The organism is Bradyrhizobium sp. IC4060 (genome assembly GCF_020193715.1).
Classification (GTDB): Bacteria; Pseudomonadota; Alphaproteobacteria; order Rhizobiales; family Xanthobacteraceae; genus Bradyrhizobium; species Bradyrhizobium yuanmingense.
Genome location: NZ_JADYVJ010000002.1, coordinates 260357 through 274816 on the forward strand (window position 1 = coordinate 260357; position 14460 = coordinate 274816).

Annotated in this window: 12 protein-coding genes and 1 tRNA gene; 9 read left to right on the forward strand and 4 right to left on the reverse strand. The window is 62.8% G+C overall.

Features of this window, described 5'->3' with window-relative positions; translation table 11 throughout:
- The first annotated feature begins 66 nt into the window (after positions 1-66).
- Complete coding sequence (locus tag I6F16_RS08120; protein WP_225114503.1) at positions 67-1236, forward strand: Gfo/Idh/MocA family oxidoreductase; 1170 nt, start codon at positions 67-69, stop codon at positions 1234-1236.
- Positions 1237-1435: 199 nt separating this feature from the next.
- Here I6F16_RS08120 and I6F16_RS08125 read toward each other — a convergent pair whose 3' ends face one another.
- The 4 genes from I6F16_RS08125 to I6F16_RS08140 form a co-directional block, all read right to left on the reverse strand.
- Positions 1436-2746, reverse strand: a complete 1311-nt coding sequence (locus tag I6F16_RS08125) for an ABC transporter substrate-binding protein (protein WP_225114502.1) — start codon at positions 2744-2746, stop codon at positions 1436-1438.
- Positions 2747-2973: 227 nt separating this feature from the next.
- Positions 2974-4071, reverse strand: a complete 1098-nt coding sequence (locus I6F16_RS08130) for an FAD-dependent oxidoreductase (protein WP_225114501.1) — start codon at positions 4069-4071, stop codon at positions 2974-2976.
- A 58-nt stretch (positions 4072-4129) separates the two neighbouring features.
- A complete protein-coding gene (locus I6F16_RS08135) occupies positions 4130-5251 on the reverse strand; it encodes a D-alanine--D-alanine ligase family protein (RefSeq protein ID WP_225114500.1) in 1122 nt (373 codons plus the stop codon).
- A 136-nt stretch (positions 5252-5387) separates the two neighbouring features.
- On the reverse strand, positions 5388-6620 hold the full coding sequence (locus I6F16_RS08140) for an SMP-30/gluconolactonase/LRE family protein (RefSeq protein ID WP_036006753.1): 1233 nt from the start codon (positions 6618-6620) through the stop codon (positions 5388-5390).
- A 181-nt stretch (positions 6621-6801) separates the two neighbouring features.
- Here I6F16_RS08140 and I6F16_RS08145 point away from each other — a divergent pair, with 181 nt between their 5' ends.
- The 8 genes from I6F16_RS08145 to I6F16_RS08180 all read left to right on the forward strand — a co-directional run bounded on the left by I6F16_RS08145 (position 6802) and on the right by I6F16_RS08180 (position 14460).
- Entirely contained in the window at positions 6802-7065 is a 264-nt protein-coding gene (locus I6F16_RS08145) for a hypothetical protein (RefSeq protein WP_225114519.1), read from the forward strand.
- A gap of 390 nt (positions 7066-7455) precedes the next feature.
- Positions 7456-9018 carry a 2-isopropylmalate synthase gene (locus tag I6F16_RS08150; protein WP_036037552.1) on the forward strand — a complete coding sequence of 521 codons (1563 nt, stop codon included), beginning with the start codon at positions 7456-7458 and terminating at the stop codon, positions 9016-9018.
- Positions 9019-9136: 118 nt separating this feature from the next.
- Positions 9137-10141 carry a TRAP transporter substrate-binding protein gene (locus I6F16_RS08155; protein ID WP_225114499.1) on the forward strand — a complete coding sequence of 335 codons (1005 nt, stop codon included), beginning with the start codon at positions 9137-9139 and terminating at the stop codon, positions 10139-10141.
- A 198-nt stretch (positions 10142-10339) separates the two neighbouring features.
- On the forward strand, positions 10340-10945 hold the full coding sequence (locus I6F16_RS08160; RefSeq protein WP_225114498.1) for a Spy/CpxP family protein refolding chaperone: 606 nt from the start codon (positions 10340-10342) through the stop codon (positions 10943-10945).
- Between the two features lie 165 nt (positions 10946-11110).
- Positions 11111-11186, forward strand: a tRNA-Lys gene (locus I6F16_RS08165).
- Between the two features lie 1389 nt (positions 11187-12575).
- A complete protein-coding gene (locus I6F16_RS08170) occupies positions 12576-12917 on the forward strand; it encodes a hypothetical protein (protein WP_225173550.1) in 342 nt (113 codons plus the stop codon).
- Positions 12918-12921: 4 nt separating this feature from the next.
- On the forward strand, positions 12922-13146 hold the full coding sequence (locus tag I6F16_RS08175) for a hypothetical protein (protein ID WP_225173551.1): 225 nt from the start codon (positions 12922-12924) through the stop codon (positions 13144-13146).
- A gap of 168 nt (positions 13147-13314) precedes the next feature.
- Entirely contained in the window at positions 13315-14460 is a 1146-nt protein-coding gene (locus tag I6F16_RS08180; RefSeq protein WP_225173552.1) for a hypothetical protein, read from the forward strand.

The window sequence follows — 14460 nt, forward strand, 5'->3', positions numbered from 1 at the left end:
CGTTCAGGTCTCGGTGGATTAGGCGTCCGAGCGCGCTATAGTGCCGCCCAATGCAAAGGGGGCGCTATGACAAGGATCAGGGTAGGACTCGTCGGCTGCGGCTTCGTGTCGGAGTTGCACATGTATGCGTTCCGGCGCGTCTATGGCGTTGACGTCGAGGTCGCGGCGGTTGCTGCCCGCGGCGACAAGGTTGTCGCGTTTGCCGGGCATCACAATATCCCGCGTGTTTACCGCAGCTTCGCCGAGCTGATCGCCGACCGCGATCTCGACGTCGTCGACATCTGCACCCCGCCCAATCTTCACGCCGAGATGATCGTCGCCGCCATGCAGTCCGGCAAGCACGTCATCTGCGAAAAGCCGTTCGCCGGCTATTTCGGCCGCGAAGGCGATCAGCAGCCGATCGGCAAGCACGTGCCGAAGGCGCTGATGTATGAACGCGTGATCGAAGAGATGGACAGGACGCGGGCCGCGATCGAGCGCACGGGCAAGCTCTTCATGTATGCCGAGGACTGGATCTACGCGCCGGCCGCAACCAAGACCGCCGAGATCATCAAGGCGACCAAGGACAAGATTCTGTTCATGAAGGGCGAGGAGAGCCATTCCGGCTCGCACGCCGCGCATGCCGCGCAATGGGCGATGACCGGCGGCGGCTCGCTGATCCGCATGGGCTGCCATCCCCTCTCGGCCGTGCTGTATCTGAAGCAGGTCGAAGCCAAGGCGCGCGGCGAGCGCATCCATGTGGCCAGCGTCACCGGCGATGTCGGCAACGTCACCGCCGGGCTCAAGCCGGAGGAGCGCAGCTACATCAAGGCCAATCCCGTCGATGTCGAGGACTGGGGCACGCTCACCGCCACTTTCTCGGACGGCACCAAGGCGACGGTGTTCTCCGGCGACATGATCATGGGCGGGGTGCGCAATCTGATCGAGACCTATACGAGCGGCGGCTCGCTGTTTGCCAACATCACGCCCAACAATCATCTGATGAGCTATCAGACCAGCGAGGAGAAGCTCGCTTCCGTCTACATCACCGAGAAGGTCGACCGCAAAACCGGCTGGCAATATGTCTGCCTCGAGGAGGAATGGACGCGCGGCTATTTGCAGGAGATCCAGGACTTCATGGAATGCGTCGCGACGGGCCGCCAGCCGCTGTCGGACCTCGCGCTGGCCTATGAGACGATCAAGGTGAACTACGCAGGATATTGGGCGGCGGAGGAGGGGCGGCGGGTGGTGTTGTGAAAGCAACGTGTCTCCGCAGGCACGCTTCCCTTCTCCCCTTGCGGGAGAAGGTGGCGCGAAGCGCCGGATGAGGGGTTGTTTCCGCGCATCCCAATGAGAGTTGAACACGCGGAGGGGGACCCCTCACCCGTCTCGCCGCAACGCGGCGAGCCACCCTCTTCCGCAAGGGGAGAGGGTGTACACTGCCCGTGCCGCCCCCTCACGCCCCGTAGGTCGAGCCCTTCGGCAGCGGGAAGACCGGGTCCTGCGTGCGGATGTTGGTCGGCCACACCACGGAGATGTGCGCGCCGGCGTTCTGCATCACGACCGGCGTCGAACGTTCGTTCTGGCCGGAGAGCGGCGTGCCCGGCGGGAAGAATTTCACGCCATAGCCCTGGATCGTGCCGCCCGCGGGGATGTCGACGTCGAGCGCCGCTTTCCGGATCGCCTCGGGCTCGAAGCTGCCGTACTTCTCCTTGGCGACAGGCAGCACGTTGTTGAGCAGCACCCAGGTCTGGTTGAAGCCCATCGAGCAGTGCGGCGGCACGTCGGTGGCGCCGGTCTTGGCCTGATAGCGACTGACCATGGTCTTGATCAGATCGCCCATGCCGGGCGCGAGCTTGGCGGGATCGAGCAGCTGCGCCGGCACCGGGTCGATGTTGCAGAAATGGTCGATGTCGGCGCCGAACGTGGCGCGCAGCTTGTCGAGCTGGCTGTAGCCGGCACCGGCTCCGAACAGCATCTTGAAGCGCAACCCGCTCTCGCGGGCCTGGCGCAGGAACAGGGTGATGTCAGGGTTGTAGCCCGCATGCGAGATCACGTCGGCCTTGGCCCGCTTGATCTTCGTCACCAGCACCGAGAGATCGGGCGCCGAGGCCGAGTAGCCTTCGCGCAGCACCACCGGAATGCCGGCCTCTTTGGCATAGGCTTCGTCAGCGGAGGCAACGCCGACGCCATAAGGGCCGTCCTCGTGGATCAACGCGACCTTGACCTCCTTCGGATCCATGCCGAGCTTGGCTTTGGCGTGCTCGGTGAGGAAGCTTGCAAAGGCCTGGCCGTATTGATCCGAATGGATCTGCGCGCGAAATACGTGTTGCAGGTTCTTGTCCTTGAACACGGCGGTCGAGACCGCGGTCGTGATCCAGAGGATCTTTTTTTGCTGCTCGACCTTGGCCGCGAGCGGCACCGCATGCGAGCTGGCATAGACGCCGTTGAGGATGTCGATCTTCTCTTGGTTGATCAGGCGTTCGGCCTCGTTGATCGCAACGTCGGGCTTGCTCTGCGAATCCGCGGCGACCGGAGCAACCTTGTATTTGCCGCCGACACCGCCCTTCTCGTTGACGAGATCGATGGCGATCTGCGCGCCGATCGACGATGCGACCGAGCCGCCGGCGGCGAAGGGGCCGGTGAGGTCGTAAATCAGGCCGATGCGTATAGTCTCGGCTTGTGCTTGGGCGCGTGTCCAATCGAGGCTGAGTGCGGCGGCGGCAGCCGCCGATGTCTTCAGCAGCTGCCTGCGTGAAGTCGGCATCCTATCCTCCCTCAAAACCCGTTCTTATGATTGGTTGCTTTTTTGCGAAGTATGTGGAGGGGGGGCGGCGGAAAGTCAACATCGCCCAAGGTCGATGGGCGCCAGCGGCGGCATAACGCAGTTGCGAAGGCTAAGGAGAGAGGCCCACCGCGTCCCGTGGAGCGGATGGGGTCTGATGTTGGCCTGGGCCGGCCGCGAGCGAGCGGCGGCCGATGCCGTCAAGTGGTTCAGCGTGCCTGCAGCAGGGATGGATCAAGCGGTGTCAGCCGGGCGGGATCGAATGGCGACAGGTCGATCTCGCGCGTTGCGCCCTCGGCGATCAACTGCGCCAGCGCTTCTCCGGTGGCGGGTGCATTGAGGATGCCCCAGACATTGTGTCCGGTCGCAACATAGAGACCCTCGCTGTACGGCACCTTGCCGATCAGCGGCAAGCCGTCCTCCGTCACCGGACGGAAACAGGCCTGCTGTGCGATGATCCTTTCGGGACGGAACAGCGGTGACAGCCGCTCCGACATGCGTTGCAGCCGGGCGATCGCATCAACGTCCGGCGTCACGGCGGCAGGATCGAGCGGCAGCGCTGCGATGTCGGAGAGGGCCGTGATGTGTGTGCTGCCATCGGCGCGCGGGAAGACCTCGATCGAGACCGCGCTGCCGGCTTCCTCATACTCCAGGAATAACGCATCGGCCGGCACGTCGGAGGCGGTGTCGTACACGATGCTAGGGCTGCGCTGGCCGTAAACGGCCGGCAGGCTGGTCCATTGCGACGCGAGCAGCGACCACGGTCCCATCGCGATCACGACGGCATTCGCCTCGACCAGGGTGCCTTCGATCTCGACGCCGGCCGCATGGTCGCCATCGCGCACGATGCCGGTGACACGGCCAGGGTAAAGCTCCGCGCCTTGCGCAAGGGCCGCGTTCATCACAGCCGACGTGAACTTGCGGGGATGAACGATTGCCGTTGTCTCTATCGTACCGATGCGTTGTGTGATGACGACGCCGTTGCTGAGCCAGCCGAGTGCGGATGGTGCGTCCTTGCGCGCAGTGCCCTCGGTGGCAACGAAGCCGCTATAGGCGGTCATCGGCCGGTAGCCCCAATCGCCGGCGATCTCCTCCGGCAGTTGCGCGTGAAGTGCAAAGCTACGCCGCGCGAGCGCGTCGAGCGACGTGCCGGCGCACCAGTCCTGGGCCAGGAAGCCGCCGGCCTTGCCGGAGGCAGCAGCTGCGACCTCGGTTCGCTCCACGACGATCGCGTCGATGCCGTGGCGGCGAAGGAAATAAGCGGTGCAGGCCCCGATCACGCCGCCGCCGCAGATCACAACGCGCATGGTATCTACCCCGGTTCGCGTCAATTCGTGGGGCGCTTTGCTCCCGAGCGAAGACAACCTAGCTCGCGTAACCCCGTTCCAGCGATTGCCGCTGCCGGTGCCGCTCCAGCGCCAGGTCGATGAGGCGCGTCAGCAGCTCGCTATAAGGCACGCCCGAGGCTTCCATCATCTTCGGATACATGCTGATCGAGGTGAAGCCGGGCAGGGTGTTGATCTCATTGAAATAGAAGTTTCCGGTTTGCCGGTCGAGGAAGAAGTCGACGCGCGCGAAGCCGCTGCATTCGAGCGCCGCGAACACCTGCGTCGCCAGCGCGCGCACGCGCTCCATCTGCGCCGCGTCCAACCTCGCGGGAAGATCGACCCGGGCGCCGTCAGGATCGATATATTTCGCTTCGTAGGAATAGAACTCGTGATGGGCGTTCGGATTGAGCTCGCTGGCAACGCTGGCGAACAGCGTCTCGCCCTCGAGCACCGCGACCTCGATCTCGCGTGCGTCGATGCCCTGTTCGACCAGCACCTTGATGTCATAACGAAAGGCATCGTCGAGCGCCGCTCCGAGCGCATCCAAGGTCTTGACCTTGTGAATGCCGACACTGGAGCCCATATTGCACGGCTTGACGAACACCGGGAGGCTCAGGCCCCCGCCCGCCTTCGCAAGCGACGAGCTACGGTCCTGCGCGAAGGCCTTGCTTGTGAGCACGCGATAGGGCGCGACCGGAATGCCGGCGAATTCGGCGAGCCGCTTGGCGACGTCCTTGTCCATGCTGACGGCAGAGGCGAGAACGCCGGATCCGACATAGGCGACGTCGGCCAATTCAAGCAGGCCCTGCACGGTGCCGTCCTCGCAAAGCGGGCCATGGATGACCGGAAAGACGACGTCGATCTCGAGCGGATCCATCGTCCCTGCAGTTACAGGCATGAGAGCCACCCGTCCGTCAGGTTCTCTGGCGAGCCGTATCTCGGGCGCATTGGGCAGGATCGGCAAGGACGTCGTCTGCGCCAGATCGAGCGCACCAAGATCGTTCCATTGCCAGCGGCCCTCCTTGTCGATGGAGACCGGGATCACCTCGAAGCGGGTGCGGTCGAGATGCCTGAATGCGGAGGCCGCCGATTTCAGCGAGACCTCATGCTCGCCGGACCTGCCGCCATAGAGAACAACGACGCGAATTTTGTCTGCCAATATTTTGTTTGCCATGGCTCATTTATGACGTGCTCTGTCCGAAAGTCACCTCTGTTGGCAGGTTGGTGCTTCGATCAAAAAAGTTCGGCGCCGGCGAGGGCCGCCGGCGCCATGTCGTAGCAAGGCTCGCTGCGTTTCAGCCCGGCCCTGCGCCCTGCGTCGCCGTATATACCGCGTAGAGCGATTGGCTCGCGGCCATGAACAGGCGGTTGCGCTTGGGGCCGCCGAAGCAGACGTTGCCGCACACTTCCGGCAGACGGATGCGGCCGAGCAGCTTGCCCTCCGGCGACCACACCGTGACGCCGCTGTAGCCGACCGCGCGTCCGGCATTGCTGGAGGCCCAGAGATTGCCGTTGACGTCGCAACGCAGGCCATCCGGTCCGCACTTCACGCCGTCGATCACGCAATCGGTGAACTTCTTCAGGTTCGACAGCTTGTTGTCGCTGCCGACGTCGAACACGAAGATCTCGCCCTTGCCGCCGGGGCCGGTGTCGCCCGGACCCTTGCCGGTCGAGGCGATGTAGAGCTTCTTGTAGTCGGGCGAGAAGCAGAGCCCGTTCGGGTCGGGCACCTGGTCTTCGGTGACGACGAGGTCGATGCGGCCGGAGGGATCGATGCGATAGCAATTGGTCGGCAGCTCGCGCTTGCCCGGCACGAAGCCGGCCGGCTGCCCGATCCGCGGATTGAGCTTGCCGCCTGCATTGCTCGGGCCGCCCGCGACGTCGGGCTCGCCTTCGTAGAGCTGGCCGCCATACGGCGGATCGGTGAACCAATAGCTGCCGTCGGGATGCGCGGCGATGTCGTTCGGCGAGTTCAGCTTCTTGCCCTGGTAGGACTCGGCGAGCACGGTGGCGGTGCCGTCATGCTCGTAGCGCGTCACCCGCCGCGTCAGGTGTTCGCAGGAGAGCTGGCGGCCCTGGAAGTCGAACGAGTTGCCGTTGGAATTGTTGGAGGGCGAGCGGAACACGCTGACGCGGCCGTCGTCCTCGGTCCAGCGCATTTGCCGGTTGTTGGGAATGTCGCTCCACAAGAGATAGCGGCCCTGCGCGCTCCACGCCGGGCCTTCGGCCCAGAGCAGCCCGGTGTAGAGACGCTTGATCGCGGTGTTGGGCTGCGCGAGATCGTTGAAGGACGGATCGACCGCGATGATGTCGGGGTCCCAGAAATAGGTTGTCGGCGCGCCGCCCGGGCCGAAATCGCGCGGCGGCGTCGTGATCGTCGTCGGCGGTGCGGCAGGCCCGGTCTGGGCCAGCGCGGGGCCCGCCAACGTGGCCGCGGCGCCGAGCGCCAGCCCCCCGACCAGCGTTCGTCGTGAAAGCGCAGCATCGTGCGCACGCTGCTCCTGCTCAGGAGCCTCCTGGCGTGTCATCGTGTCCTCCCGGTCATCTTCGGCTGGCCGGTTGATCCGGCCGAGCGAGGCGAAGGTTAGTCCGGTCTGCGTCCGGTTGCGAGGGGCAGACTTGAAACCGCGGCGTGATCGTGGGCCGCAATTTCGTCACCTTCGGGTGCGCTTGGATTGCAGGGCGCTCGTGGGGACAAAGCCGGAGCTCATTGTGCAGGTCGTCATCCTGGTCATCCTTCTCTCGTTTGCCTTTGCGGCTGGCTATTTCACGCGGGATTACGTCTCCCGAAAAAGACGCGCGGAGGCGCGCCGCTGGCGCGAGTACACGCAGCCGGACTGGCTCTCGGCCAATACGCCGGCGAACACCAACGAGATCGCGAAGGGCGTCACCGCTGCGCCCACCGGCGAGCTCGGCCAAATGCTGAACCGTTGGGAGAACAGGGCGCGCGCTCGCCGCACCGGCACGGCGTAGGCCTACCCCTTTTAGGTCACCTATGTTGACCCTCTTTTTGGCGTTGCAGTTGCGGCCATTTCTCGTCTAGAAACGGCCACATCGGGCCTCTCCCGGAAACCAACCGTCAATGGTTTTGACCAAGGATTTGAGGCTCTACAGGGTCCGGCAATGCTGATTCGCGGCCAAATCGAGGGGATTTCGGGGGAGGTGGCTCTGGCCGCCGCCGCGATCCCGGCTGCACTGCTGCCCACCCTCCTTATTGGCGGCCTTCTTCTTACTTGCCCCTGAGGGCCGGCTGGGCGCCATGCGCCTGGGCGCTCAGGGGTTCGTCGAGATCAACGGACACCTCAAGCGCCAAGGGACTGAAACGGCTCTGAACGGCGCAAACGCTCAAAAGGAAATCTAGGAATGGCCACCGTGAACAAGTCCGAGAAGGACCGCGTCATCATTTTCGACACCACGCTGCGCGACGGCGAGCAGTGCCCCGGCGCCACCATGACCTTCGAGGAGAAGCTCGAGGTCGCCGAACTGCTGGATGATATGGGCGTCGACGTCATCGAGGCGGGCTTTCCGATCACCTCCGAAGGCGACTTCCAGGCGGTCAGCGAGATCGCCCGCCGCTCCAAGAACGCGGTCATCGCCGGTCTGTCGCGCGCCCATCCCGCCGACATCGACCGCTGTGCCGAAGCCGTGAAGTTCGCTAAGCGCGGCCGCGTCCATACCGTGATCGCGACCTCGCCGCTGCATATGCGGGTGAAGCTGAACAAGACCCCGGAGCAGGTGATCGAGACCTCGGTCGCCATGGTCGCGCGCGCCCGCAACCAGATCGACGACGTCGAATGGTCGGCCGAGGACGGCACCCGCAGCGAGATGGACTTTTTGTGCCGCATCGTCGAGGCCGTGATCAAGGCCGGCGCCACCACGGTGAACATCCCCGACACCGTCGGTTATACGGTGCCGGAGGAATACACCCACTTCATGAGGACGCTGATCGAGCGCGTGCCGAACTCGGACAAGGCGGTGTTCTCCGTGCACTGCCATAACGATCTCGGCATGGCGGTCGCCAACTCGCTGGCCGGCATCACCGGCGGCGCGCGCCAGGTCGAGTGCACCATCAACGGCATCGGCGAGCGCGCCGGCAATGCCGCGCTCGAAGAGATCGTTATGGCGATCAACGTGCGCAACGACAAATTCCCCTACTGGAACAAGATCGACACGACGCAGCTGACCCGCGCCTCGAAGCTGGTCTCGGCGGCGACCTCGTTCCCGGTGCAATACAACAAGGCGATCGTCGGCCGGAATGCCTTCGCCCATGAGAGCGGCATTCACCAGGACGGCGTGCTGAAGGACGCTTCGACTTACGAGATCATGCGCCCCGAGATGGTGGGCCTGAAGCAGTCGTCGCTGGTGCTGGGCAAGCATTCCGGTCGCCACGCCTTCGTGCACAAGCTGGAGGAGATGGGCTACAAGCTCGGTCCGAACCAGTTGGAAGATGCGTTCACGCGGATGAAGGCGCTGGCCGACCGCAAGAAGGACATCTACGACGAGGACATCGAGGCGCTGGTCGACGAGGAGATGGCGGCCTCGCACGACCGCATCAAGCTGACCTCGCTGACGGTGATCGCCGGCACCCACGGTCCGCAGCGCGCGACCATGAAGCTCGACGTCGACGGCCAGATTAAGATCGAGGAAGCCGAAGGCAACGGCCCCGTCGACGCCGTCTTCAACTGCATCAAGCGCCTGGTGCCGCACGAGGCCAAGCTCGAGCTGTACCAGGTGCACGCGGTCACCGAGGGCACCGACGCGCAGGCGGAAGTGTCGGTGCGGCTGGCGCAGGACGGCCGCTCGATGACGGCGCGCGCGGCGGATCCGGATACCCTGGTGGCTTCGGCCAAGGCCTATCTCGGCGCGCTCAACAAGATCGTCATGAAGCGCCAGCGCGACAATGTGACGACGGCGGCGGCGAGCTGAATGGCTGCCCTGCTAAGGGACAATAGCGGCTGTGTAAGCGAGCCGCTATTGATGCAGCCGGCATAAGATTGGCCACCCGGCGCCGCCGGGTGGCTCAAACAAACGATAGGGAGAGACCATGCGCACCTTGGCGATCGCCGCGTCCATCGCGGCTCTGGCACTTGGTTTGACCGGGCCGGCACTGGCTCAATCACCGATCATCATCAAATTCAGCCACGTCGTCGCCACCGACACGCCGAAAGGCAAGGGCGCGGAGAAGTTCAAGGAGCTCGCCGAGAAGTACACCGGCGGCAAGGTCAAGGTCGAAGTCTATCCGAACTCGACGCTCTACAAGGACAAGGAAGAGCTCGAGGCGCTCCAGCTCGGCAGCGTGCAGATGCTGGCGCCGTCCAACTCCAAATTTGGGCCGCTCGGCATCCGCGAGTTCGAGGTGTTCGACCTGCCTTACATCCTGCCCGACATCAAGACGCTGCGGAAGGTGACGGAAGGGCCGCTCGGCACCAAGCTGCTGAAGCTGCTGGATGCCAAGGGCATCACCGGCCTTGCCTATTGGGACAACGGCTTCAAGCAGATGAGCGCGAACAAGAAGCTGATCGCGCCGGCCGACTATCAGGGCGTGAAATTCCGCATCCAATCCTCGCGCGTGATCCAGGCCCAGTTCAAGTCGCTCGGCTCGCTGCCGCAGGTGATGGCGTTCTCGGAAGTCTACCAGGCACTCCAGACCGGCGTGGTCGACGGCCAGGAGAACACCTGGTCGAACATCTACACCCAGAAGATGCACGAGGTTCAGAAGTACATCACCGAAACCAATCACGGCTACATCGGCTACGTCGTGATCGTGAACAAGAAATTCTGGGACGATCTGCCGGCCGACATCCGTGACCCATTGTCAAAGGCGATGAAAGAGGCGACCGAGTTCAGCAACGCGCAGTCGCAGAAGGAGAACGATGACGCGCTGGCCGAGATCAAGAAGAGCGGCAAGAGCGAGATCATCAAGCTGACGGCCGATCAGGACGAGGCGATGCGCAAGGCGATGGAGCCGGTCTACAAGGAGGCCGCGGGCCGCATCGGCCAGGGGCTGATCGACGAGTTCCTGAAGGAAGCCAAGAGCCCGACGAACTGACCTCGACGGGCGACCCCAACGAAGGGCTTCCGCGCAGCGCACGGAAGCCCTTTTTGTTGCGAATTATTTTTGTTCGCATCTGAACGGACATTCACGGCGATTACATCTCTGTAAGAGCGCGCTTCCTGTCCAAGTTGTAAGTTGCGCGTCAGCCCCCTCGCGCTCATCCTCGCGGGTATCCTTCCAGAGGAGGTCAGGATGAAGAAATTCACCATCGCCGCCATTGCCGTGCTCAGCATCGCCGGCTCGGGCGCGGTCTATGCCCAATATCATCGCCCGTGGATGGAGCACGTCCGCCACATGCGCATGAGCCCCGAGGACCGCGCCGCCTTCGTCGATGCGCGGATCGCCGCCGTCCATGCCGGGCTGAAGCTGAACGCAGATCAGGAGAAGCTGTGGCCGCCGGTCGAGGCGGCGGTGCGGGAGTTCGCCAAGCTGCGCATCGACCGCGCCAATGCGCGGATGAATGCGGGTCCAGGTGATATGTCGAGGGATGCCGACAGACCGGAGGATCCGGTCGCCCGCCTGCGCCAGCGCGCCGAGGACATGGGTGCGACTTCCGCCGCCCTGAAGAAGATCGCCGATGCCGCCGATCCGCTCTACAAGACCCTCGATGAGGGCCAGAAACGGCGTCTCGCCGTGCTGACCCGGCACCGCGGCCCGTTCGGCGGCGGCGAGGACGGCCCGCGCCACCACTTCAAGGAGCGCATGGACCGCATGATGGAACGGGGCATGGACCACTTCCACCACGACCGCTTCGACCGTGACCGCGGTCCCGACCGGGACCGGGAGGGCCGGCTCTGAACGGACCGGTTCTCAGGCCGTAAACCTGGCGAAGCCGCTGGAATCCAGCGGCTTTTCGCATTTTCGGGGCTGCGGACGAGACCTTGGAAAACTTGCGTCCGATCGCTTGCCAGACCCGGAACGCTTTGCTAAACGACCGGCCTCGCAAGGCCTTGACCGCCTTTCGGGCGCATAGCTCAGTTGGTAGAGCAGCTGACTCTTAATCAGCGGGTCCCAGGTTCGAGCCCTGGTGCGCCCACCATATAAATCAAGACCTTAGCGAGAGAAACCGTTTGAGAGAGCCGAACTAAAACGGTTTTTCAAACGGTGTTTTTGACGGCCGTTTGGCGAGTCCACTCTCGGCATTGTGATCTGCTCTACTCGTCGCGGCAGAAGCCAAGGCGACTAGAAGTCCGCCTCACAGAACCGCTTCCTCAACGTTGTGTTGAGTCAGAGCCCGACGAAGCCGGCATGCTTGCCCCTCTGTCCAATGCCATCGGCGACGTATTGCGCCAGCTGCGCGGCGCTTCCATTCGAAATAGTGCTTAAAGTCGACGTGAACCCTCATGTTGTTCGGCCGGTACGCCGCCATGCGGTGATAGAGCAGAACCGGTCCCGCCTCGAGGCGCCGATATAGCTGTCGAATTTAATGGGCGATGGCGTCGCGCGTCATCTTCCAGCTTCTGTCTAAAATGACGGGAAGTCTCCGGCGGTCTCCCAAAAATTCTCGTTTCAAAGAGACGATTGGTGGAGCAGGCTCTATTGCGACCGCCGCCAGACGAGCCCAGTCGGGCTTCGCCAACTGATAAGCTTTTGAGAGTTTGCTTATCAGTTCGCGTATCGCCCGATCTTTTGAATTGCCTAGCTACGTGCTACGTGGGTTGCGGGCTTGCAGCGAACCCAGCTAGCCAAGCGTTCATGCGCAAGGCGCGGCCGGAGTACGAACTGCGCGGCCTTGTAGCCCGTGAGATCGGCGGGCATAGCGTTGTTCTGCCCATCTGGCTCGGCATAGATCGCGAAGAGGTGCTCGCCTTCAGCCCGCCGCTGCCGACAAGGTCGCCGTCAAGACAGGTGATGTGGGGTCGGCCGAAAAAATTGCCCTTCAGATACTATTGGGTGGGCGCCCCGACATCTACGCAAAGACCGACCGAACTGCGCTGAAGCGCCAAGTAAACGAGGTCGACTTAGCGGAACTACAACCAGAATTAGACGCGGCGCGACAGGAATTGGCCGAATACCGATGCCCTTCCTGTGGCTCGGACATCGTTGAGCAGCAAGACGTGCCCCTAGATATTGAACAAAAGCACTACGGTTTACTGCGAAGCTTCGAATGCTGCTTTGTGGAGCTTGATGGTGGAGTTCAGCGACCTTGCCCGAATGATCCTCGGTTTCCAAAATGCGAGGAATATGATGTGCAGTGTCGGGAAGAGATTTCAGAGAAGCTGACCATGTTTCGCTGGACCTGTATCCGAACACGATCATGGCGCGAGCCGTTCGACTTGATAGCGTCCCTGGCTCGACCGAAGAGCAAGCGCGAGCGAGACTGAAGGAGCGGTACGATCAGCTCGCGCGAAGGCGCTAACAGAGAGCCGCTCGCGGGAGGTACTCGCGCGAGAGGCTGCCGCTTCGCGGCACCCGCAAGATTATCGGCATGCTGCAAGTGATGTTGGCCTACGGCATCTCGATTGATCTTCTCGCCTTCAACGCCGCCCAGGATGTTGAAGTGATCGCCAGCCGCGCCGATGACGTGCGGCAGATCATCCCGCCTGACCGCGAAGTGATGCGCCAGATCATTGAGCTTGCCGACGAGCGTTTCCGCGTGATCCTCCTTTTTGCCGCATCGACCGGCGTGCGCGCGGGCGAGCTTCACGCGCCACCATTCCGCTCGGCGACGCCGTATTGCGCGCCCTGCAAGGACGGCGTCAGAAGACCCGCTATCCGCAGGCCCCCATCTCGTATTCCCGAACTACATGGGCGAGTACTGGAATTGTGATGCCATGGTCAAATCTAAGTGGCGTGCGCTGTTCAAGCGGCTCGCCGTCCTGTGGCAGGAGCAGCAACGCAACGATACGCCCGAATTCTTCAACTGGCACGCGCTCCAGCACTTCGCGATCTCATGCTGGATCGATGCTGGCTTTCCGCCGAAGACTGTTCAGACCTTTTGCAGGACATTCCAGCTTGCAGGTGACGATGGACCGCTACGGCCACCTCTTCCACTCTGACAGCCGATCGCAGGCTATGGATGCTATCGCGGCGACCATCGAAAGCCCGACGAAGCCGGCAGCGCCGAAGAATGCACACCGGTCGTGGTCGGATTTCGGGCCGGAGCTACAACCGGCGCCCCAAAAATGTGCTAGGTTTCAGCGACTAACCCCTCGCCAACCAGCCACATGAGCATTTTCGACGACATTCCCCGCGACGATTTGGGGCCACCGTTGCAGGACGAAACCCAGTTCGCCTATCTCAACCGATCGGGGCGAGCTGAAGCCGCGCGTGTCCGTGAAAAGGTGGACGCTTGGTTCGCGGCTTATCCGGAGAGCCATCGGGACGCCCTCGTAGCGAGATTCAGGTCGGCCATCGATGACCAGCATCGGAGCGCGTTCTTCGAGTTGTTTCTCTACCATATGCTGTTGGCACGGGGTTTGAAAGTGTTGGAGATCGAGCCCAAGCTTGAACACACGGATAAGTCCCCCGACTTCCTCGTCGAAAACGCCAAGGGTGATCGCTTCTATGTTGAGGCGGTGCAGGCGAGCGGCCTATCTGCCCAACAAGTAGCTGCGCAGGCTCGTCTCAACACGGCGCTTTCCGCGATCGATAGCACGCCTTCGCCATTGCACTTCCTCGATCTAAGGGTCACTGGCAGCCCGACCGCTCCTCTGTCCACCAAGAAGCTGAAGACGGCGCTCAAGTCTTGGATAGCGGGGTTGCCCGCGGACGAGACCGCGCGGCAGGCCTCTCCCTTTGTCTGGGAGGAACATGGCGCGAAGATTCAACTCAACGCTTGGACCCGCAATAAACCCGATAAAAAAGGGCGAGCAATTGGAGTGCGGCGATCTCCAGTCATGCGGATTGACCCGAGTCAGGAAATTCGCCCAGGTCTTAGGAAGAAGGCGTCGCGCTACGGCAAGCTCGATCACCCGTATCTTGTGGCTATCAACGCTCTGTCGACCCACCATAGCGAGCTAGCGGTGATTGACGCCTTACTTGGCACCCCATATGTGCAGTTGTCGAAAGGGCCAAATGGCGAGGAAATCGTAGAGCATCGGCGTAGGCCTGACGGGGTCTGGTATGGGCCGCCAGACGGTCAGCCTCAGAACACGCGCTTGAGCGGCGTGTTGGCGCTGATGAAGATCGATCCTTGGAATTTTGCGAGCAAGACGGGCTTGCTCATTCCCAATCCCTGGACCCAAAAGCCGCTTCCACAACTCGGGCTCGGCACCGACGAACTGGTCATTGTCGATGAAGAATACGAACGCAAGAAGGGCCAGCCGATGCACGAGCTGGTCGGGCTTCCTGCCATTTGGCCGGAAGAATAA